General features: G+C 32.8%; 13 protein-coding genes. 11 read left to right on the forward strand and 2 right to left on the reverse strand.

Annotation, left to right across the window (positions count from 1 at the left end; all coding sequences use genetic code 11):
* The first annotated feature begins 107 nt into the window (after positions 1-107).
* From Q0891_RS03630 to Q0891_RS03670, 9 genes are all read left to right on the forward strand, one after another.
* Positions 108-3,569 (forward strand): hypothetical protein, encoded by a 3,462-nt coding sequence (locus tag Q0891_RS03630; protein ID WP_299098857.1) that lies wholly within the window; start codon positions 108-110, stop codon positions 3,567-3,569.
* A 15-nt stretch (positions 3,570-3,584) separates the two neighbouring features.
* On the forward strand, positions 3,585-4,874 hold the full coding sequence (locus Q0891_RS03635) for a glycosyl hydrolase family 17 protein (protein WP_299098858.1): 1,290 nt from the start codon (positions 3,585-3,587) through the stop codon (positions 4,872-4,874).
* A gap of 2 nt (positions 4,875-4,876) precedes the next feature.
* On the forward strand, positions 4,877-5,932 hold the full coding sequence (locus tag Q0891_RS03640; protein ID WP_299098859.1) for a glycoside hydrolase family 2 TIM barrel-domain containing protein: 1,056 nt from the start codon (positions 4,877-4,879) through the stop codon (positions 5,930-5,932).
* A 139-nt stretch (positions 5,933-6,071) separates the two neighbouring features.
* Positions 6,072-7,580 (forward strand): glycoside hydrolase family 30 beta sandwich domain-containing protein, encoded by a 1,509-nt coding sequence (locus tag Q0891_RS03645; protein WP_299098860.1) that lies wholly within the window; start codon positions 6,072-6,074, stop codon positions 7,578-7,580.
* 2 nt (positions 7,581-7,582) lie between these two features.
* Positions 7,583-9,004, forward strand: coding sequence for an MFS transporter (locus Q0891_RS03650; RefSeq protein ID WP_299098861.1), 1,422 nt, complete (start codon positions 7,583-7,585; stop codon positions 9,002-9,004).
* 69 nt (positions 9,005-9,073) lie between these two features.
* Positions 9,074-12,367, forward strand: coding sequence for a VCBS repeat-containing protein (locus Q0891_RS03655; RefSeq protein WP_299098862.1), 3,294 nt, complete (start codon positions 9,074-9,076; stop codon positions 12,365-12,367).
* 438 nt (positions 12,368-12,805) lie between these two features.
* Positions 12,806-14,533, forward strand: a complete 1,728-nt coding sequence (locus Q0891_RS03660) for a T9SS type A sorting domain-containing protein (protein WP_299098863.1) — start codon at positions 12,806-12,808, stop codon at positions 14,531-14,533.
* A 126-nt stretch (positions 14,534-14,659) separates the two neighbouring features.
* Positions 14,660-16,777: a thioredoxin domain-containing protein gene (locus Q0891_RS03665; protein WP_299098864.1), complete on the forward strand. Its 2,118-nt coding sequence runs from the start codon at positions 14,660-14,662 to the stop codon at positions 16,775-16,777.
* A gap of 73 nt (positions 16,778-16,850) precedes the next feature.
* Positions 16,851-17,855, forward strand: coding sequence for a LacI family DNA-binding transcriptional regulator (locus Q0891_RS03670; RefSeq protein ID WP_299098865.1), 1,005 nt, complete (start codon positions 16,851-16,853; stop codon positions 17,853-17,855).
* 69 nt (positions 17,856-17,924) lie between these two features.
* Here Q0891_RS03670 and Q0891_RS03675 read toward each other — a convergent pair whose 3' ends face one another.
* A complete protein-coding gene (locus tag Q0891_RS03675; protein WP_299098866.1) occupies positions 17,925-18,317 on the reverse strand; it encodes a hypothetical protein in 393 nt (130 codons plus the stop codon).
* Positions 18,318-18,522: 205 nt separating this feature from the next.
* Between Q0891_RS03675 and Q0891_RS03680 the strand changes: the two genes are divergently transcribed.
* Positions 18,523-19,845, forward strand: coding sequence for a M20/M25/M40 family metallo-hydrolase (locus tag Q0891_RS03680; protein ID WP_299098867.1), 1,323 nt, complete (start codon positions 18,523-18,525; stop codon positions 19,843-19,845).
* 18 nt (positions 19,846-19,863) lie between these two features.
* Positions 19,864-20,472: an alpha-ketoglutarate-dependent dioxygenase AlkB gene (locus Q0891_RS03685; RefSeq protein ID WP_299098868.1), complete on the forward strand. Its 609-nt coding sequence runs from the start codon at positions 19,864-19,866 to the stop codon at positions 20,470-20,472.
* On the opposite strand, the gene Q0891_RS03690 is transcribed toward Q0891_RS03685, so the two are convergent.
* A complete protein-coding gene (locus Q0891_RS03690; protein ID WP_299098869.1) occupies positions 20,469-21,707 on the reverse strand; it encodes a glycosyltransferase N-terminal domain-containing protein in 1,239 nt (412 codons plus the stop codon). The two genes, Q0891_RS03685 and Q0891_RS03690, sit on opposite strands and share 4 nt — an antisense overlap.
* Positions 21,708-21,830: the final 123 nt, after the last annotated feature.

The raw sequence follows: 21,830 nt of genomic DNA on the forward strand, positions 1-21,830 counted from the left end.
TGAGTTAAGTTTAGGTTACATAAGGTCGAGTTTTTTGTGCTCGACCTTATTTTCTAAAAGCTTTAAAGTCAATTCAGTTAAATATATATTAAGATTATAAATTACCAATGACAAAAAACCCAATCTATATAGGAAATAAAATCGCTTCTAACGATGAGTTTAAAGTAAAAGGAGAACTTGTAATACTTCACAATGAAACGTATTACAAAATCTCTAACAGTGATAAAATGAGACCATTCTTTATGAGTTTGGTAAGTAATTCTAATCACTGGTTATTTATTTCTAGTAACGGAGCATTATCTGCAGGTCGTAAGGATTCAAACAATGCATTATTTCCTTATTATACAGATGATAAAATCACAGAATCATTAGAAACGACAGGAAGTAAAACTATAGTTCAGGTGCATAAAGATGATAAAACATTTTTATGGGAACCGTTTTCTAATCGTTATCAAGGGGTTTATGCTACCAAACGCAATTTGTACAAAAACAGTTATGGTAATAAAGTGCTTTTTGAAGAAATCAATGAAGATTTAAACCTCACTTTCAGATACGAGTGGAACACAAGTGATCAATTCGGTTTTGTTAGAAAAGCTAATCTTATAAATAATGCAAACGGAAACGTTGATGTTACAATTTTAGATGGTATTCAAAATATTCTTCCATATGGATTAACGTCTGTATTTCAAAATGCAACGAGTAATCTAATTGATGCTTATAAAAAGTGCGAATTAGAATCAGATTCTGGCATTGGTATTTTTGCTTTGAGTGCAATTATTGTAGATAAAGCAGAACCAAGCGAAGCATTAAAAGCGAATACAGTTTGGTTTTCAGGATTAGAAAACCCTACACATCTTATTTCATCATTACAGTTAGATAATTTCAGAAACGGTAAAACCATTTCTCAAGAAGAAGATATCAGAGCAGAAAAAGGCGCTTATTTTATCTCGAAGGATTTAAGTTTAGAACCAAATAGTGAAAACAGTTGGATGTTTGTAGCAAACGTCAATCAAACCATCTCTGCAATAAATAGTATTTCTGAAAAAATAAAAGGCAATACTAACCTTGAAGCACTTATTCAAGAGGATATTGATGCAGGTACACAAAACCTCTTAGAATTGGTTGGAGCTTCCGACGGAATTCAACTTGGAGATGATAAATTAAGAAATACAAGACATTTCGCAAATACACTTTTCAACATTATGAGAGGTGGAATTTTCGATGATGATTATAAAATTGAAAAAGATGACTTTTTGAAATATATGGCGAATGCCAACGTAAAAGTTTCAAAAAGTAAAGAAGATATTTTAAACAATCTACCAGAAATTTTCAATGTAAATGTTATCAAAGACATTGCTGACAAAGATGAAGATACCAACTTCAAAAGATTGTGTTATGAGTATTTACCACTAAAATTTAGTAGAAGACATGGAGATCCTAGTCGTCCTTGGAACAAGTTTTCAATTAACACACGTAGCGAAGTAGATGGATCTAAAATCTTAGATTACGAAGGTAACTGGAGAGATATTTTCCAAAACTGGGAAACGCTAGCACATTCCTATCCTGCTTTCATGGAAGGCATGATTCATAAGTTTTTTAATGCCACTACTTTTGAAGGTTACAACCCTTACAGAGTTACCAAAGGCGGATTCGATTGGGAAGCTATTGAGCCAGACGATCCTTGGTCTTATATAGGATATTGGGGAGATCATCAAATTATATACTTGCTCAAATTTTTAGAGTTTATTGAAAAGCATTATCCTAAAAAATTAGCAGAAAGTTTTACAAAAGATGTGTTTGTATATGCAAATGTACCTTACAAGATTAAAAGCTATCAAGACACCTTAAATAATCCAAAGGACACTATTGATTTTGATTACGAATTACACGATAAAATCAATCTCGTAAAAGAAAGATTAGGCGCAGATGGTGCTTTGTTGAGAGATGAGAATTACTTTATCCACAAAGTCAACTTAATCGAAAAATTATTAGCAACAGTATTAGCTAAAGTGTCAAACTTTATTCCCGAAGGTGGAATTTGGTTAAACACACAACGACCAGAATGGAACGACGCTAACAACGCATTAGTGGGTAACGGAGTTTCTATGGTAACTTTATATTATCTGAGACGTTTTATCAATTTCTTTGAAGATATTGTAGAGAATGGTTCAGATGAAAATTACAACCTTTCTGTTGAGTTAAAAACCTTTTTTGAAGCTGTAGTGTCTACTTTAAATGCTAACTCAAAAGTATTATCGGGAAAAGTGTCTGATACTGAAAGGAAAACAATTTTAGACGGACTTGGAACTGCAGGAAGTGATTACAGATTAAAAATCTACGAAGCAGGTTTTACTAGTGATAAAGAAGCGATTTCAAAATCCGATTTATTAGATTTTTTCAAAGTATTAAAAGATTATTTAGACCATACTATTAAAGCGAATAAGCGTACAGATAATTTATATCATGCGTACAATTTAATGACGGTTGAGAGTGATACAGAAGTATCAATTTCATATTTGCCAGAAATGTTAGAAGGGCAAGTAGCTGTTTTAAGTTCTGGCTATTTAAAACCAAAAGAAGCATTGAGTTTATTAGATGGTTTAAAGGCAAGCGCACTTTTTAGAGACGATCAATACAGTTATATTTTATATCCAAACAAGCAGTTATCTCGCTTTGTGGATAAGAATAATATTCCGGCTCAGTCTGTAGAAAAATCAAAATTATTAAAGCAATTAATAGCAGATAGTAATACGCAGATTATTGAAAAGGATGTTACAGGTCAGTATCATTTTAATGGTAATTTTAATAACGCAGACAGTTTAAAAGCGGCATTAAATAAATTACCAGAAGGAAAATACGAAACCTTAATTAATGAGGATAAGCAATTACTGTTAGATGTTTTTGAAGAAATGTTTGATCATAAATCGTTTACAGGTCGTTCAGGAACATTTTACGGTTATGAAGGTTTAGGTTCTATTTATTGGCACATGGTTTCTAAATTATTGTTGGCAACACAAGAAAACTGTTTGTTAGCGGTAAACTCAAACGAGAGCGAAGAAACCATCGGAAGATTATTAGAGCATTATTACGAAATCAACGAAGGTATTGGAGCGCACAAGTCGCCAGAATTATATGGTGCTTTTCCAACTGATCCATATTCGCACACACCAGGTGGAAAAGGTGCACAGCAACCAGGAATGACAGGTCAGGTTAAGGAAGATGTGTTGTGTCGTTTTGGAGAGTTAGGTGTTTTTGTTGAAGATGGTAAATTATATTTTAACCCAAGACTTTTAAGAACTGAGGAATTTTTGAGTGCTTCAAATGATTTCAATTATACAGCTATCAATAAAGCACAAAAAACAATTCATCTAAAGAAAGATTCGCTTTGCTTTACCTATTGTCAAGTACCAATTATTTATAAACTTGACGATACTGAGAAACTAGAAGTTATATACAAGGATGGTACGTCTTCAAAATTTGAAACTTTAAAACTCGATGTGAATACTAGTGATAAAATTTTCAATAGAACAGGAGAGGTTGATCAAATTATCGTGTCAATTAAGAAATAATTAAAAGGATTTAATATGTATAAAAGTATAAAATTGATAGTATTGGTTCTTATGGCGCTTTTTATGTTTTCATGTAATGACTCAAAAAAAGAAAACAAGAAAGAAACTGAAAAAGAACAGCCAATTGTTAATGCAAAAGACATATTAGGAAATTCAGAATATTTAGCGATTTCTTATGGTGGTTATCGACAAAAAGACAGAAATATTCAACCAACAATTCCAGAACTTAAGGAAGACATGAAAATCTTAAGTGCCATGGGAATAAAAATGTTGAGAACCTATAATGTGCATTTTGATCAAGCGGCAAATCTTTTAAAAGCAATAGATGAATTAAAGAAAGAAGATTCAAAATTCGAAATGTATGTAATGCTCGGTATTTGGATTGATTGCAAAAGCGCTTTCAATTGGGAAAACGGAGAACCAAATCATAAAGAAGAAAGCAAAAGAAATACTGTTGAAGTTAAAACTGCCGTAGAATTGGCAAAACAATATCCAGATATTGTTAAAGTTTTAGCGGTTGGTAATGAAGCTATGGTTAAATGGGCAACCAGTTATTTCGTAGAACCGTGGATCATTTTAAAATGGGTAAATCATCTTCAAGACTTAAAACAAAATGGAGAATTATCTAAAGATTTATGGATAACAAGTTCCGATGATTATTCATCTTGGGGAGGAGGCGATGCTATTTACCACACCGAAGATTTAGAAAAATTGGCGCATGCTGTAGATTACATCTCTATGCATACCTATGCGTATCATAATTCGCATTACAATCCTGGATTTTGGAAAGTTCCTGAAAACGAGGAAAGTTTATCTGATAAAGAGAAAATTGATGCAGCCATGTTAAGAGCATTAGATTTTGCCAAAGTTCAGTATGATAGTGTTTCAAATTACATGAAAAGTATTGGTGTAAACAAACCGATTCATATTGGAGAAACCGGTTGGGCATCAGTTTCTGGTGGTCACTATGGCAACAACGGTTCTAGAGCTACAGACGAGTATAAGCAAGGTTTATATCATAAGCACATGAGAGCATGGACTGAAAAAGAAAATATTTCATGTTTTTATTTTGAAGCGTTTGACGAGCAATGGAAAGATGGACAAAACCCTTTAGGTTCAGAAAACCACTTTGGCTTAATCAATTTACAAAGCGAAGCAAAATATCCTTTATGGAGTTTGGTTGATGATGGAACTTTTGATGGATTAACAAGAGACGGCAAACCAATAACAAAAACGTATAACGGAAATTTAGAGGAATTAATGAAAGACGTTTTAGTGCCAAATACAGATTATCCAAGAGATTAATAATGAAGAAATTTTTAGTCATAGCAGCTATTCTATTCACTTTTGTTTCATGTAAAGAGGAAACAAAAAAAGAAGCCGTTCCAGAGATTGAAAACGATTCTAATAAAGACGTGGTTTCTGTTTCAGGCAGACATTTAATGCTGAATGATCAATTTTATTTAATTAAAGGCATTTGTTATCATCCAGTTCCAAAAGGAGATTCTACCGAACGAGATTTTGGAACTCTGACCCAAGATTTAAAATTAATGGTTGATGCTGGGATTAATACCATCAGAGTGTATTCGCCAATTAATGAAGAAAGCGTACTCGATGAAATCGGTAAAGCAGGTATAAAAGTAATTATCGGTTTTGGATACAATCAAGGTGGAAAAAATGATATCCTCTCTGGTACATTTATAGATTACGTTAATAAATACAAAGACCACAGCGCTATTTTAATGTGGGAATTGGGTAATGAATATAACTATCATCCAGAATGGTTTGATGGCGATATTAAAAATTGGTACACAGCAATGAATGCTGCTGCCGCTGCAATTCATAAAAACGACCCATCGCATCCTGTAACTACGGCACATGGAGATTTACCAAAAGAATTAGCACGTTCTATGAGTCCTAATATTGATGTTTGGGGAATGAATGTATATCGTTCAGTAAGACCAGAAACGATATTTAAAGAATGGAAGGAAGTTAGCTATAAACCAATGTATTTATCTGAGACAGGAGCAGACAGCTATATGCAAATGGCAACGGATAAATATGAACAAGGTGTAAATGAATTAATGCAAGCTGATGCTTCAGATATTATTTTGAAAGCCACATTTAATGGTCAAGATATTTGCTCAGGAGTAACACTATTTCAGTTTACAGATGGTTGGTGGAAAGCAGGAAACAACAACGTACAAAACACAGGAGGTACAGCACCAAATAGCACAGGAGTTCCTTTTGATGGGAGTCCAAATGAAGAATTTTGGGGTATTGTAGATATTGATAGAAATAAGAAAAAAGTATTTGATGTTGTAAAAAACATCTATACGAATGTAAATAGCACTAATAATTAGATTGTTTGAATGCAATTATTCAATTATTAAAATTAGTTTATATATGAGTATTGTCCCCTTGAGGGGACTTTAGGGGTGTTTTATAGGAGCACACTAAACAGTTATAGAAAGAAACAAATAATATAAGTGTAATCAACACATGAAAACATCAAAACACAGCATATTAGCACTCTTAATTTTTACTGTAATTAGTTGTGCTTCAGAAAAAAAAGAAATTGAAAACTTAGATGTCGAAATTTATGAAACTTCAGAAAGTGGAAATAAACTCACAAGAATTACAGAGTTTTCTAAGGTAGATTCTTCAGCAGTTATAAAAATATTACCAGAGCAAAAATTTCAAACCATAACAGGTTTTGGTGGTTCGTTTACTGAGTCTTCGGCTTATTTGTTAAATAAGTTGAGTAAAAAGAATCGCGATACTATTCTTCAAGCTTATTTTGCAGAAGATGGTGCGCGGTATTCATTAACAAGAACACATATTGCGTCTTGTGATTTTTCATTAACTAACTATACCTACGCACCAAAAGTTGATGATATGGAAATGGAAAGTTTCAATATCGATGAAGATCGTGATGATTTAATTCCGATGATAAAAGAAGCGCAAGCTATTTCTCAAGATGGTTTTAAAATCATTTCTTCACCTTGGACGTCGCCACCTTGGATGAAAGACAACAAAGCATATGTTGGTGGAAAATTATTGCCAAAATATTACGATGCGTTTGCCTTATACTTTTCAAAATACATAGAAGCTTATAAAGCTGAAGGAATTGATATTTGGGGATTAACACCAGTTAATGAGCCTCATGGAAATGGAAATAATTGGGAAAGTATGCACTTTTCACCAGAAGAAGAAACTGATTTTGTGCAAAACCATTTAGGTCCAAAATTAGAAGCTGATGGTTTTGGAGACGTAAATATTCTCGGATATGACCAGAACAGAAAAGGTATAAAAGAATGGGTAGATGAAATGTATAAAAATGAAGCGTCATCAAAATATTTTGATGGATTAGCTATTCATTGGTACGAAAGTACATTCGATTATTTACCTAAGGAATTACAATACGCGCATAACAAAGCACCAAAAAAATATCTTATTGAAACCGAAGGTTGTGTTGATTCTGAAAATCCAAAGTGGCAAGATGATGCTTGGTATTGGAAAAAAGAAGCTACTGATTGGGGTTGGGATTGGGCTTCGCCAGAAGAAAAACATCTACACCCGAAATATTCGCCCGTAAATCGTTACGCCAGAGATATTATTGGTTGCCTAAATAATTGGGTAGATGGTTGGGTAGATTGGAACATGGTTTTAGATCGACAAGGAGGACCAAATTGGTTTAAAAATTGGTGTGTGGCACCAGTCATTGTAGATCCAGATGCAGATTCCATTTACTTTACACCATTGTATTACACAATGGCTCATTTTAGTAAATACATAAGACCAGGTGCTGAGGTTATTGGTGTAGAGAATGCTGATAAAGATTTAATGGTAACGGCAGCTAAAAATCTTGATGGATCAATTGCAGTTATATTATTTAACGAAGGTAAAACACCAAAGAATTTTACACTGTCGCTTGGATCCGAAACTGTAAAAGTAAAAATAAACCAACAAGCTATTCAAACGATTTTAATTCCAACGAAAACGAAATAAACATGTCCACGATAACCAATAAAGTGCCATTAGGTCAGAAAATTGCTTTTGGATTTGGAATGCTAGCCAATCAAATGTTTCCTGCTATTATAAGTATTTTTATTGTAGTACTTGTTCAGGGTATGGGATTTCCTGGCTGGATGTGGGGAGTAGTTTCTTTAGTTCCAAGACTTTTTGATGCTATTACAGATCCAATTATGGGTTTTATTTCAGATAACACAAAATCAAAATGGGGAAGAAGAAGGCAATATGTTTTTATTGGTTCCATAATTATGGGTATTACGTTTACAATAATGTGGCAACTATATCCTGTGAACGGCATCGATTATAATTTTGCTTATTTTCTTTTTTGGTCTCTATTGTTTTATTTAGGACTAACTATCTTCAGTGTACCATATGTTGCTATGGGATATGAAATGAGTGATGATTTTCATGAGCGTACTAATATTATGGCAATTGCTCAGTTTATAGGACAATGGGCTTGGGTAATTGCACCATGGTTTTGGATTTTAATGGATGACAAAGATTGGTTTGCTTCTAGTGCAATAGCAGTAAGAGAATTGGCTATTTGGGTCGCACTTGCGTGTATGATTTTCGCAATGATACCAGCGATTTTTATAAAAGGAAAATCTACGATAAATGAAAATTATGAGAGCGTAACTTTTGCAAGCATTCTTCAAAAATTACGTATAATTTTTGTTGTTAATTTTAGAGAGGCTCTTAAAATGAAGCCGTTTAGAAAACTATGTTTAGCTACTTTTTTAGTTTTCAATGCATTTAATACAGTAGCCGCTTTTACTTATTTTATTGTAGTGTATTATTTGTTTGATGGTGTGACAGGTCCAGATGGTGCATGGTGGTGGCCAACACTTTTTGGTAGTGTTGGTGCGTTAGTAACTACGTTTATGGTAATTCCGGTAGTTGCGAAAATGGCTAAAGTATTAGGGAAGAAAAAAGCCTTTATGGTATCTCAAGGTGTCTCAGTAATCGGCTATATTATGTTATGGTTCTTGTTTATACCTGGAAAGCCATATATGTTTTTATTTGCATTACCTTTTTTCTCTTTTGGAATTGGAGGTTTATTTACTTTAATGATGTCTATGACGGCAGATGTAATAGATCTAGATGAACTTAACACAGGCAAGCGACGCGAAGGTGTTTTTGGCGCTATCTATTGGTGGATGGTAAAGTTTGGATTTGGAATTGCTGGTGGACTAAGCGGACTTATTTTTTCAATCATAGGTTTTGAATCTGGTGCTACAACTCAAACAGAAGAAGCAATTACAGGTTTAAGGTTGTTCTTCTCCGGCTTACCTATCTTAGGTACACTTGTAGCGATGTACATCATGCGTAATTACAATTTATCTGAAGAACGTGCCAATGAAATTAGAGCAGAATTGGATGCACGAAAAGCAGAATCTTAGTATGTAATTGTATTCTTAGCCTTCATAATTCCATATCTTTACTACATTGATTATAATACTAAATATAATATGAAGACTACTAAAATTCAACTTTCAATCGCAAGTTTATTTTGCCTTTTTATTCTTAATTGTAATCAAGAACCAAAACGAGATTTAAACCCAGAAACTTTAGTTGGTGGATTTCAGTTATTATCTCCAAAACAAACAGGTATAGATTTTAACAACGCGATTAAAGAATCGGAGAAAGTCAATCATTTATACTATAACCAAATATATAGTGGAGCTGGTGTAGCTATAGGAGATATCAACAATGATGGATTGCCAGATATATTCTTCTGTGGTAACCAAGTTAGTGATAGACTGTATTTAAATAAAGGCGATTTAAAATTTGAAAATATTACAAAATCATCGAGAGTTGCAAGAAATTCTGGATGGTCTTGGGGAGTGACCATGGCAGATGTGAATAATGATGGTTATTTAGATATTTATATTAGTAGAAATGGCGAATCTATGAAGCCAGAAGAGCGTAAAAATCAACTTTTAATAAATAATCAAGACCTTACGTTTACAGAATCTGCTTCGCTCTATGGGTTAGCAGATCTTGGATTCTCTTCGCAAGCCGTATTTTTTGATATGGATAATGATGGTGATTTAGATATGTATCAAGTCAATCAACTTCCTGACTCTAGATTGTTTAAGCGCTACATAAATATTCCTAAAAAACGCGAAGTTTATTATAAGGATAAATTATATAGAAATGATAATGGGAAATATACTGATGTATCTGAAGAAGTGGGTATTTCTAGAGATATGACATACGGATTGAGTGTAAGTGCGTCAGATTTTAATAACGATGGATGGACGGATTTGTACATAGCAAATGACTATGATAAACCAGATATGTTGTATTATAATAATGGCGATGGAACTTTTAAAAATGTAATTGATGATAAACTAAAACACATCTCTCAATTTAGTATGGGAACTGATACAGGTGATATAAATAATGATGGCCTTATGGATCTAATTACCTTAGACATGGCATCAGATGACCACTATCGCTCAAAGACTAATATGGGTTCTATGAGTGCTGAGAAATTTCATGCTTTAGTAGATGATGGTAATCATTACCAATATATGACCAATACGCTTCAAATTAATAATGGAAATAGTTTTTCAGATATTGCAAATATTGCAGGTATTGCAAAAACCGATTGGAGTTGGGCAGGCTTATTAGTGGATTTAGATAATGATGGATTAAAAGATATAATCATTTCAAACGGTGTAAAAAAAGATGTTAGAAACAATGATTTTTTAACAGATTTATACAAAAAATTGGAAACGGATTCTCAAGAGTTTTTTGAGATGACAAAATCTGCGCCATCTGTACCATTAGCTAATCATGCCTTCAAGAATAAAGGGAATTATAAATTTGAAAGAGTTGCAGAAGATTGGAGTTTTAATACACCAAGTTTTTCTAGCGGAATGTCTTATGGCGATTTGGATAATGATGGCGATTTAGATATTGTTGTTAATAATATGGAAGCGCCTGCTTTTGTTTATGAAAATAAAACCAACGGGAATTACCTTAAGATTAAATTTAAAGGTTCAGATAGAAATCAATTAGGTTATGGTGCAAAAGCAATAATTTATCATAATGGAAAAAAACAGGTTTCAGAGAATGTGGTAACGCGAGGCTATTTATCGTCGGTAGAACCTGGTCTGTTTTTTGGCTTAGGTAAAGATAAAGAAATAGACAAAATTGAAGTGATTTGGCCAGATGGTAAAACTAATATGTTTGAAGATGTTAGTGCAAACAAAGCAATAACCGCAATTTATTCAAAAGCGGAAGCCGTATCAAAAAAAGCAGAAGTCTCAGAAAAACTCTTTTTAGAAACCAAAGCATCAAATTTAGGTATTGATTTTGTTCATGATGAAAATGAGTTAAACGAATACAAAGAAGAAGTTTTGCTACCGCACAATATTTCTCAAAACGGACCTTTTTCGTCTGTTGCAGATGTGAATAATGACGGATTTGAAGATTTATTTATTGGTGGAGCCGCAGGACAATCAGGTGTGCTTTATTTACAAAAACCAGATGGAAGATTTGAATTAAGTAGCTCTCAGCCTTGGCAACAAGACAAAGCATCTGAAGATTTGGGAGCATTATTTTTAGATGTTGATGGCGATAATGATTTAGATTTATACGTTACTAGTGGAGGCAGTGAATACACTCAAGGAAACACGTTGTTAAAGGATAGATTGTATATCAATTCAGGAACCGGAAGTTTTATAAAAAATGAGAAAGCAATTCCTAATGTTTATGAAAGCACAATTTGCGTAAAAGCTTCAGATATTGATAACGATGGCGATTTAGATCTGTTTGTAGGTACAAGACTAAAATCTGGTCAATATGGATTTCCTGCAAGTAGTTATTTGCTCATCAATAATAATGGTATTTATAGTAAAGCATCTAATGAAACAGCTATAGAATTAAGCAATATTGGTATGGTTACAGATGCCGTATTTTCAGACGTGGATAAAGATGGAGATGAAGATTTATTAATTGTTGGTGAATGGATGGAGATCAAAGTGTTAGAGAATAAAGAGGGCATTTTTAAAAATAGTTCTACTGATTTTGGTTTAAAAAATACAAGAGGAATTTGGTGGTCTATTACAGCTAGTGATTTAGATAATGATGGTGATGACGATTACATTATAGGAAACCTTGGTTTAAATAATAAATTTAAAGCCTCTGCAGAGCACCCTTTTAAAGTTTACGTTAATGATTTTGATGATAATGGAACAAATGATGTGGTCCTAGCAAAATTCTATAAGGATGATTATGTGCCAATGCGAGGAAGAGAATGTACAAGTCAGCAAATGCCTTATGTTGCAGATAAATTTAAAGACTACCATAGTTTTGCATCTTCAAAATTAATAGACATTCTACCTGTAGATAAAGTTGAAGAAGGAGTTGTTTATGAGATAGAGAGTTTTGAAAGTGTTATTTTAATTAATGAAGGTGGTCGCTTAATTAGAAAACCACTACCTATTGAAGCTCAAGTAACGCCAATTAAATCGTCTATCGTTATGGATTTCAACAACGATGGAAATAGCGATATTTTAACAATTGGTAATCACTACGGTGTTGAAGTTGAAACCACGCGCTATGATGCTGGGTTTGGTAATGTCTTATTGAACGATGGTAACAATAATTTTGAAAATCTTTCCACTTCTCAAAGTGGTTTTTATATCCCAGCAGATAGTAGAGATGCTAAAGTTCTAAAATGTGGTAAAAAGAGTATTCTGATTATTTCTAATAATGATAGTGCGGTTTCTGCATTTGAAATCAAAAAGTAAATCGAAAGGTTTTGGCACTTTTAGCATATGTCTTGAAATATACAATTTCAATATAACAACTTAAGGATGTTTAAAATTGAATTAACTCGCGTTTTTACCATAGTATTATGTTCCATTAGAGAAAAAACGAACACATCATTGAAAAAACGAACCACTACATTACCTATACATAACTGATTTTTCGATTAATTACAGTTGGATTAAAAGGGTTTCGAACTATTATGAATGCTTATATCTGCTGGTCTTATTTGGAATTTCGCACTAAAGCTGTATTTTGATTGCGATGTATGCTTTTTGTATTGTAAAAATTTTAGAATTTCACAAAAAACAAGCTTAATTTTAAAGGTATTGATAATTGGTGGGTTCAACTCTGCTTTCAGATTATTACAATGACCACTAATTATTGATTCAATAAACTAATAAATAAACAAACTAATTATGAAAAAAATTACTTTACTGTTTGCTCTTTTGGCTATGTCATTTGGGTATTCACAATCTTTACCTTTTGATTTTAGCGATCCAGAGCAGTTAATGACTGGGCAAGAAGGAACATCGGCAAGTATTATTGATGATGCTGGTAATGACGTTATGGAAATTGTTGGTGGAACGACAGATTGGGATCACGTATCAATTACTTTCGCAGAAAATGTTGATCTTTCTGATGACGCTAACAACACAATAACCCTGAGATTTAAGCCAACAACAGATTTGGGTACTAGAAACCATATCTTAAAGTTTGAAGGAGGCGTAGGTGGTGATGCAGCTACTGAAATGGGCTTTACAAGTTCGGGTGCAGATTGGCAAGATATTACTCTAGATATGCCGGCAGGAGCAGGAAATTATTCAAGCATGATTCTTTTTACAGATGCTGGAGGAGGAACTGCTACAGGGACTTATTTAGTTGATGATATTGCTTGTACATGTGGCAATATTGCGCCACCTCCACCATCAGAAGCTACTTTGCCAATTGATTTTAGTGATGCTTATGAATTATTTGAAGGTGTAGGAGCGGTAACAAGTTTAACAGTAGATCCACTTGATGCTAATGATGCCGTAATGGAAGTTACTAGTGGAGGAGGAGATTGGGATCACGCCAAAATAGAATTTGCACAAAACGTTGATCTATCTGATGATAGTAATAATACCATTTCATTTAGAATTAATCCTTTAAACGGTACAGGAAGTAATAACCACTTATTAAAGTTTGAAAATGGTACTACCGCGCCAACTGAAGTTGGTTTTACCACTATAGGAACAGGTTGGCAAGATGTTAGCTTAGATTTTCCAGCAGGTTTAGGTAACTATCCGTTAATGATTTTATTTACAGATGCTGGTTCAAATGGCCAAGATACTTATTTAGTAGACGATTTTTCAGGTGCTACAAATATTGTACCTGTCGAAGATCCAGAAGCTGCACCAATTCCAAATGCACCAGATGGAGAGACCTATAGTATTTATAACGATACCAATAGTTATTCTACAACTTTTCCGGTTGCTTATAGTTTTGGTACGTTAAGTGATGAGCCAGATTTAGATCCAGGAGCCAGTGAAAATAAAGCATTAAAATTTGACTTTAGTTTTGCAGGTTGGGGACAAGGTGAAGGAGGACCAGATGACGTGTCTAGCTACGGTTTTGTGAACTTTATGTATTGGGCTGCTCCAGGTGTACCAGGTTTTCAGTTTAATATGATAAGTAATGTTGGTGGAAATGTTACCGAGCATACTTATGAAATAGGAACACAAGAAGCAGTAGTAACAGGAGAATGGACTCAAGTATCTATTCCGATGTCTTATTTCACTAATATAGGATTTTCTAGCACAGATTTTTTCCAATGGAAGTGTGATGCATTTATGGCAGTAGTTCACGATCCAGGTGTTGTTTTCTTTGACAACTTAATTTTAACACAAAATGCATTATCGGTTAATTCTTTTAATGCTGCGGAATTTACAGCGTTCCCTAATCCAACAAATGATAACTGGAATATTTCAAGTAGTGTTCAAATGAATAGTATCGGTGTATTTAACGTTTTAGGAAGACAAGTATTAACCTTGGCTCCTAATGCTAACGAAACTGTAATTGATGCAACATCATTAAAAACAGGGATTTATTTTGTCAAAATTGAAGGAGAAAACGGTTCTAAAACCATCAAATTAATTAAAGAGTAAGATTAATAGCAATAAATATAATTTTAGATAAAGCGTGTTTATTAAATTTAAACACGCTTTTTTTATAAATTAACTTTTGGAAGTTTTAATTTAGTTGCTTGTCATTAGTTCAATAGAAAATAATAGATGTTTAAAAAGTTACATTTCTACATAGTTATCGTTGCAGTCCTTACGAGTTGTTCTCAAGGTAAAAATCCTAAAGAAACCAATACTGATGATAGAGCTAATGATTTAATAAATGAAACTAGTCCTTATTTGCTTCAACACGCATACAATCCCGTAAATTGGAAAGCTTGGAATAAAGAATCACTAAATTATGCAAAACAAGAGAATAAACTTATTGTGATCTCAGTAGGATATTCTGCTTGTCATTGGTGTCATGTGATGGAAGAAGAAAGTTTTGAAAATGATTCTGTGGCAAAATTGATGAATGAAAACTTTATTAGTATAAAAGTAGATCGAGAGGAACGTCCAGATGTAGATCAGATCTATATGAATGCTGTTCAATTGATGACAGGTAGTGGTGGTTGGCCATTAAACTGTATAGCTTTACCAGATGGCAGACCTGTTTTTGGTGGTACATATTTTACAAAAGCGCAATGGACTAAAATTTTAAAAGATATGTCTGCATTGTATAAAAGTGATCCTCAAAAAGTAATCGCATATGCAGAACAACTAACGGAAGGTGTTAAAAATTCAGATTTAATAGCTGTTAATAAAGAAGAGGTTCTATACACACCTTTGGCAGTTAAAACAATGGTAAAACAATGGCGATCTTCATTAGATTTTAAAGATGGAGGACATGAAAAAGCGCCTAAGTTTCCTATGCCTAGTGATCTACATTTCTTATTGCGATATAGTTTTCAACTTAATGATAATGCCATTAAAGATTATGTTCTTACAACTTTAACTAAAATGGCTAATGGTGGAATTTATGATCAAATTGGAGGAGGTTTTTCAAGATATTCAGTTGATGAACGCTGGCATGTGCCTCATTTTGAAAAAATGTTATATGATAACGCACAACTAGTAAGTTTGTACTCAAAAGCCTATCAAATAACAAAAAATGAAGCCTTTAAAAATATAATTATTGAGACCTTAGATTTTGTTGATAACGAACTTACACAAACTGAAGGTGCCTTCTATTCTTCAATAGATGCAGATAGCCATACTAAAGATGGCGAATTAGAAGAAGGTGTTTATTATACCTGGACAAAGGAAGAATTAAAAGCAGCATTAGGTAACGATTTTAAATTATTTCAAGACTATTATAATATCAATGCTCTAGGTAAATGGGAAAATGACCAATACATTTTATATAAAACTAAAAATGATGTTGAGTTTTCAAAATCAGAAGGTTTATCATTAATAGATCTCCAATCAAAAGTCAAAACTTGGAAAACAAATCTTTTAAATTTAAGAACTCAACGAGAACGACCAAGAACTGATGATAAGGTTCTGACTTCTTGGAATGCTTTGATGTTAAAAGCCTATGTAGATGCCTATCGTGTTTTAGGAAATGAAATTTACTTAAATAAAGCCATTAGAAATGGTAAGTTTCTAAAAGAGAATCAAATAAATAAAGATGGTTCTATGTTTCATAATTATAAAAATGGAAAGAGTTCTATAGAAGGTTTTTCTGAAGATTATGTACATACTATTTCTGCCTTTATAGAATTGTATCAAGCCACTTTTAATGAAGAATGGTTGCACTCTGCAAATGAATTAATGATATATGTTATAGCGCATTTTCTTGATAAAGAAAGCAGTATGTTCTATTTTACTTCAGACAAAGCCACAGATCTAATAGCTAGAAAAATAGAAATTTTTGATAATGTTATTCCTTCATCTAATTCCGTTTTAGCAGATGGTTTATTCAAATTAGGACATTACTTTTCAAATAAAACATATACCAATTTAGCGCAGCAAATGTTAAGTAATGTAAATAAAGATTTAGAGCAAACGCCATCTGGCTATTCTAATTGGTTAAACTTATATCTTAATTATTCTAATCCATATTATGAGGTGGCAATTTCAGGTAATGATGCTAAGGAAAAACTAAAAGAATTAGATAAATCTTATTTGCCTAATGTGCTATTTTCTGGAGCTAAAAATGAAAGTGAGTTACCTCTGTTGCAGAATAAATATATTGAGGGAGAAACATTTTTATATGTATGTGTTAATGGAACCTGTAAAATGCCCGTTTCAAGTTCTAAAAAAGCAATAGATCAAATATTAAAGTAAAGTTAACAGAGTTTACATATTTTGAAAAGAGTATATTTGGTAATACCCTTTTTCTAGTTAAAATAGAACCATTATGACAACACTTAAAGAATTAGCAGCCCTTTTAAATATTTCAGTTTCTACGGTATCAAAAGCCTTAAATGATAGTCATGAAATTAGTGAAAACACAAGAACTCGTGTTAAGGAGTTAGCGACTAAACTTAATTATAAGCCTAATAGAATTGCGCAACAATTAAAGACCAATAAATCTAAAACCATAGGTGTCATTCTTCCAACAGTTACTAATCCATTTTTTGCAGAAGTATTACATGGCATTGAAAAAACGGCCACAAATAACGATTACGATATCATTGTTTGTTTGTCTAACGAAACGTTTTTAAAAGAAAAACGAAGCTTAGAGTTATTATCTAATGGAAGTGTTGATGGATTTATAATGGCCGTTGCTAGAGAGAGCCAAGTTAAAAATGAAACAGAGCATATTTTAGATGTTATTAAAAGTAGACTGCCAGTTTTAATGTTTGATAGAGTGGTAAACGAAATTGAATGTAATAAAGTTATAGTAGATGATTTTCAATCTGTATTGGAAGCTACCGAATATTTAATTGAAAAAGAAAATCGAAAGCACATTTTATTAGTTAGTAATATTGAGGAGCTTAGTGTTGGTAAATTAAGAATAGAAGGGTATTCAAAGGCTCTAGAAAATCACAATTTAAAACCGCACATACTTAAGTTAGATCATGCGGTAGATGTTGATGTTGAAAAAAAGATATACGACTATTTAAAGGCCAACACTACTATTGATGCTATCTTGTCAATTGATCATGTGACCGGAATTGTAGCCATCAATATGGCTAAGAAATTAGGACTAAAAATCCCAGAAGAAATGTCTGTAATGGGATTTGGTTTTGACCATACACCTTTACTATCTAGTCCAAAAATTTCTATTATTCATCAAAAAGCACATGAAATAGGAGAGATATCTACGAAATTATTAATTGATAGTCTAAAAGATGATTCTCTACAATTACAAACAATTGTTGTGCCAAGTGATCTTAAATTAAATGAATCTACCGATTAAATTTTAAAAAAGACACAAAAAAAAGACCTGATTTAAAATCAGGTCTTTTTTTTATATCTAAAAGATAGATTACATATCTTTTACTTTGTTTACTGCATTTTGTCCAGCTTCTTTAGCTCCGTCAACTGCATTTTTACCAGCTTCTTTAGCTCCATCAACAGCATCGTTAGCAGCATCTTTTACGCTATCTACAGCGTTAGAAGCACCTTCTTTTACGCTATCAGCAGCATCACCAGCAGCTTCTTTAGCTCCATCAACAGCATCACTAGCAGCACCTTCTACAGCGTCAGCAGCGTTATCAACAGCATCTCCTGCAGCATCAGCAGCATCTTCTAATGCATCACCTGTAGCATCAGCAGCGTTTTCAACAGCATCAGCAGCATTTTCAGCAGTTTCTCTACATGACGTAAATGATAAACCTAATACAGCAACTAGTGCTAAACTTAATACAACTTTTTTCATTTTAATAGTTTTAGTGTTAATTTTTGTTAATGTACGAAAATACTAATTTCAATGTAATTTTAACATAATTTTTTAATTTATTATCCGTACAGCTGTGGTATATACGTATGTAGGTTTAAGTTTGGACTATGAATTTAAGTTTTTTTTTCAATTGTAAATAGGTTAATATTTATATTTACATGTAGAACGTATATGGTAATTTATTATGATAAATTTAAAATCTATAGATAGAGGAATTCTATTTTTTCTTTTTTTGAGTATCTCTATTCTGAGTTTCGCACAAAATGATAAAATTGAACGTAGAATATTAAAAGGTGTAGATATACACTTAGAAAATGCTATTGATCTGATTAAAACATCAGTTAATATTAATAGTGGAACTATGAACTTTAAAGGTGTAAGAGAAGTTGGTTCATTATTTCAAAAAGAACTAGATAAATTAGGTTTTAAGACGGAACTTACTAATGGACAAGCTTATGGTAGAGCAGGTCATTTAATAGCAACGAGGAAGGGTACAAAAGGACCTAAGTTTTTAATGATAGGTCATTTAGATACTGTTTTTGAGTTAGAAAGCCCTTTACAAGAGTACACCATGCAAAATGATTCCATAATGAAAGGTCCTGGTGTAGCCGATATGAAAGGAGGAGATGTTATCATCATTCTGGCATTGCAAGCGTTAGAAAAAGCTGGTGTTTTAAATGATATGTCAATTGAAATTATAATGACTGGTGACGAGGAGAAAAGTGGTAAACCGTTAGAGTTGTCAAAAAAAGATTTAATTGAAGCAGCAAAGCGATCTGATATTGCGTTAGGTTTTGAGAATGGCGATAATGACCCAACGACCATTGTTGTTGCTCGAAGAGGTTCTACTGATTGGGAGCTTAAGGTAACTGGAAAACCAGCCCATTCTTCTCAAATATTTACAGAAGAAGTTGGTGTAGGCGCTATTTATGAAACCTCTAGAATCTTAAATGAGTTTTATCTACAATTGGCCAAAGAAAAAGATTTAACTTTTAATCTAGGGTTTATAATTGGTGGTACCACGTTAAATCAAGAAGAAGATGGAACGGGAGGTTTAGCTTATGGAAAGACTAACGTTGTGGCACAAAACGCAATTGTTCGAGGAGATTTAAGAGCAGTTTCCCTTGACCAATTACTAAAGGCAAAAGAAATAATGACTAAAATTGTTTCCGACAATTATGCCCAAACAAATGCACAAATCAACTTTTCGTCCGGTGGTTATCCGCCATTATCTTTAACCGAGGGTAATACTAGGCTATTAGGTTATTTTAATACTGTAAGTGAGGATTTAGGTTTTGGTTCGGTTACAGCAGTGAACCCAAGAAATGCTGGTGCTGCAGATATATCGTTTACTTCAGGATATGTAGATATGGCCATTGATGGTTTAGGACTTACAGGTGGAGGAGGAGATCATACAATCCATGAGTCAGGTAACTTAAAAACCGTTGAAAAGCAAGCGAAAATTACAGCTGTATTAATGTATAGATTAGTTAATTCAAAGTTTTAAAAATTACTAAAAATTAGTTTGGACTTATTCAATTCAAAAATACAATCTAACCTTTTGCCCTTTGATGGTACAGTTCATTATTATGGATCTATTATGTCTGTTCAAAATGCGCAAGAATATTATAAATATTTATTAGAAAATATTGAATGGGAAAACGATAAGGCCATCATTTTTGGAAAACTCATCGTTACAAAGCGAAAAGTCGCCTGGTATGGAAATAAGCCTTATAGTTATACCTATTCTAAGACGACTAAGTCTGCTTTACCATGGACAAAAGAACTTCTGGACCTTAAAGAACTTGTGGAGCAAAAAACAGGCGAACGTTTTAATTCGTGTTTGCTGAATTTATATCATAGTGGTGAAGAAGGAATGTCTTGGCATAGTGATGGTGAAAAAGATTTAAAAAAGAATGGCGCAATTGGTTCTTTAAGCTTTGGAGCAGAACGCAAATTTTTATTTAAGCATAAAGTTACTAAGCAAAATGTTGCTGTTAATTTGCAAAAGGGCAGTCTATTGGTAATGAAAGGCGCTACGCAAACGAATTGGTTACATCGCTTACCTCCAACAAAGAAGGTAAAAACGCCAAGAATAAATTTAACGTTTAGAACAATTGAACCTAAGACTTAAATTTTTAAGTAGTCAATAATCTTAAGAACGGCCCCTTTATTAGAATCTATATAGTTTTTGTTAATATAACCTTTATTTTTTCTATAAGTACTCTCAGTAATTAAAGTGTTAATATTAGAATTAAATTCTGTAGAATTACTCACAGTAATTACACCATGTAATTCAATTAGCTCTTTTGCTTCTGGGAATTTGTCATAGTTTTTTCCTATTAATATTGGGATTCCAAATACAGCAGGTTCTAATATGTTGTGAAGCCCTGTAGAACCAGCTCCTCCACCAACATAAGCTATGTCGGCATAGCTGTATACTTTGCTTAAATATCCAATGGTATCTAGGATAAAAACAGGGTAGCTTGAAAGATCTATATTGTCATTTAATTGAGAATAACAAATGGTTTCTACACGTAATTGCGTTTTTAATGAGGTTATATAACTAGGTTTTATATTGTGTGGTGCAATAACAAATTTTAAATTCGGATCAGAATTTGAATTAATAAAATCCATATATATTTTGTCGTCCTCTGGCCATGTGCTTCCAAAAACAATACAGATGTTTTCATTTTTAAACTCCTCAATAAACGCAACATTATTGTCTGTTTTTAATTGGTTGTGAACACGGTCAAATCTGGTGTCGCCAGAAATAGTCACATTATTATAGTCAATATCTTCAAGTAAAGATTTTGAATTTTTATCTTGAGTAAAAATATGATTAAAGGCAAATAAAGCAGATTTTGTATAGCTTCCATACCATTTAAAAAAAGTTTGATCTTTTCTAAATACTGCCGAAATTAAAATAGCTTTTAGCTGACGATTTTTAAGTTCATTTAAGAAGTTAGGCCAAATTTCATACTTAACGAATAATGTATAATCAGGATTTACGATGTCAAGAAATTTTTTGGCATTCGCTTTAGTATCTAAAGGTAAATAAACGACAACATCTGCAATCTCAGTGTTCTTTCTAACTTCATAGCCAGAGGGAGAAAAAAAGGTAAGTACGACTTTGTAATTTGGGTATTTGGCCTTTAGAGCTTCAAAAACAGGGAGTCCTTGTTCGTATTCTCCAAGTGAAGCACAATGAAACCAAAAGCTATTATCATTGGTTTTTATAGAATTTTGAAGTTTTAAAAAGGTGTTTTTTCTACCATCAACACCTTGTTTCAATTTAGAATTGAATAATGCTAAAATTCTAATCACTAAACTAGCGATATTAATTCCTATGGAATAGAGTGCTTTCAAAAACAAATATTTGTGCTAAAATACAGTTCTTTCAATAAATTGCGTTGTTATAGCGCTTACAATTTTGTATTTTCGCTGAGCTCATCTTGACTTTTTGTTTTTAACCGAAAATGTGATAGAAAA

The sequence above is a fragment of the uncultured Winogradskyella sp. genome (assembly GCF_947498005.1).
Lineage (GTDB): Bacteria > Bacteroidota > Bacteroidia > Flavobacteriales > Flavobacteriaceae > Winogradskyella.

What these genes read in the sequence shown, in the direction of transcription:
- Q0891_RS03640 (WP_299098859.1), top strand. Translation starts at nt 4,877, where the DNA reads ATGAAGAAATTTTTAGTCATAGCAGCTATTCTATTCACTTTTGTTTCA.
- Q0891_RS03675 (WP_299098866.1), bottom strand. Translation starts at nt 18,317, where the DNA reads ATGAAAAAAGTTGTATTAAGTTTAGCACTAGTTGCTGTATTAGGTTTA.
- Q0891_RS03635 (WP_299098858.1), top strand. Translation starts at nt 3,585, where the DNA reads ATGTATAAAAGTATAAAATTGATAGTATTGGTTCTTATGGCGCTTTTT.
- Q0891_RS03645 (WP_299098860.1), top strand. Translation starts at nt 6,072, where the DNA reads ATGAAAACATCAAAACACAGCATATTAGCACTCTTAATTTTTACTGTA.
- Q0891_RS03660 (WP_299098863.1), top strand. Translation starts at nt 12,806, where the DNA reads ATGAAAAAAATTACTTTACTGTTTGCTCTTTTGGCTATGTCATTTGGG.
- Q0891_RS03665 (WP_299098864.1), top strand. Translation starts at nt 14,660, where the DNA reads ATGTTTAAAAAGTTACATTTCTACATAGTTATCGTTGCAGTCCTTACG.
- Q0891_RS03655 (WP_299098862.1), top strand. Translation starts at nt 9,074, where the DNA reads ATGAAGACTACTAAAATTCAACTTTCAATCGCAAGTTTATTTTGCCTT.
- Q0891_RS03670 (WP_299098865.1), top strand. Translation starts at nt 16,851, where the DNA reads ATGACAACACTTAAAGAATTAGCAGCCCTTTTAAATATTTCAGTTTCT.
- Q0891_RS03630 (WP_299098857.1), top strand. Translation starts at nt 108, where the DNA reads ATGACAAAAAACCCAATCTATATAGGAAATAAAATCGCTTCTAACGAT.
- Q0891_RS03650 (WP_299098861.1), top strand. Translation starts at nt 7,583, where the DNA reads ATGTCCACGATAACCAATAAAGTGCCATTAGGTCAGAAAATTGCTTTT.
- Q0891_RS03680 (WP_299098867.1), top strand. Translation starts at nt 18,523, where the DNA reads ATGATAAATTTAAAATCTATAGATAGAGGAATTCTATTTTTTCTTTTT.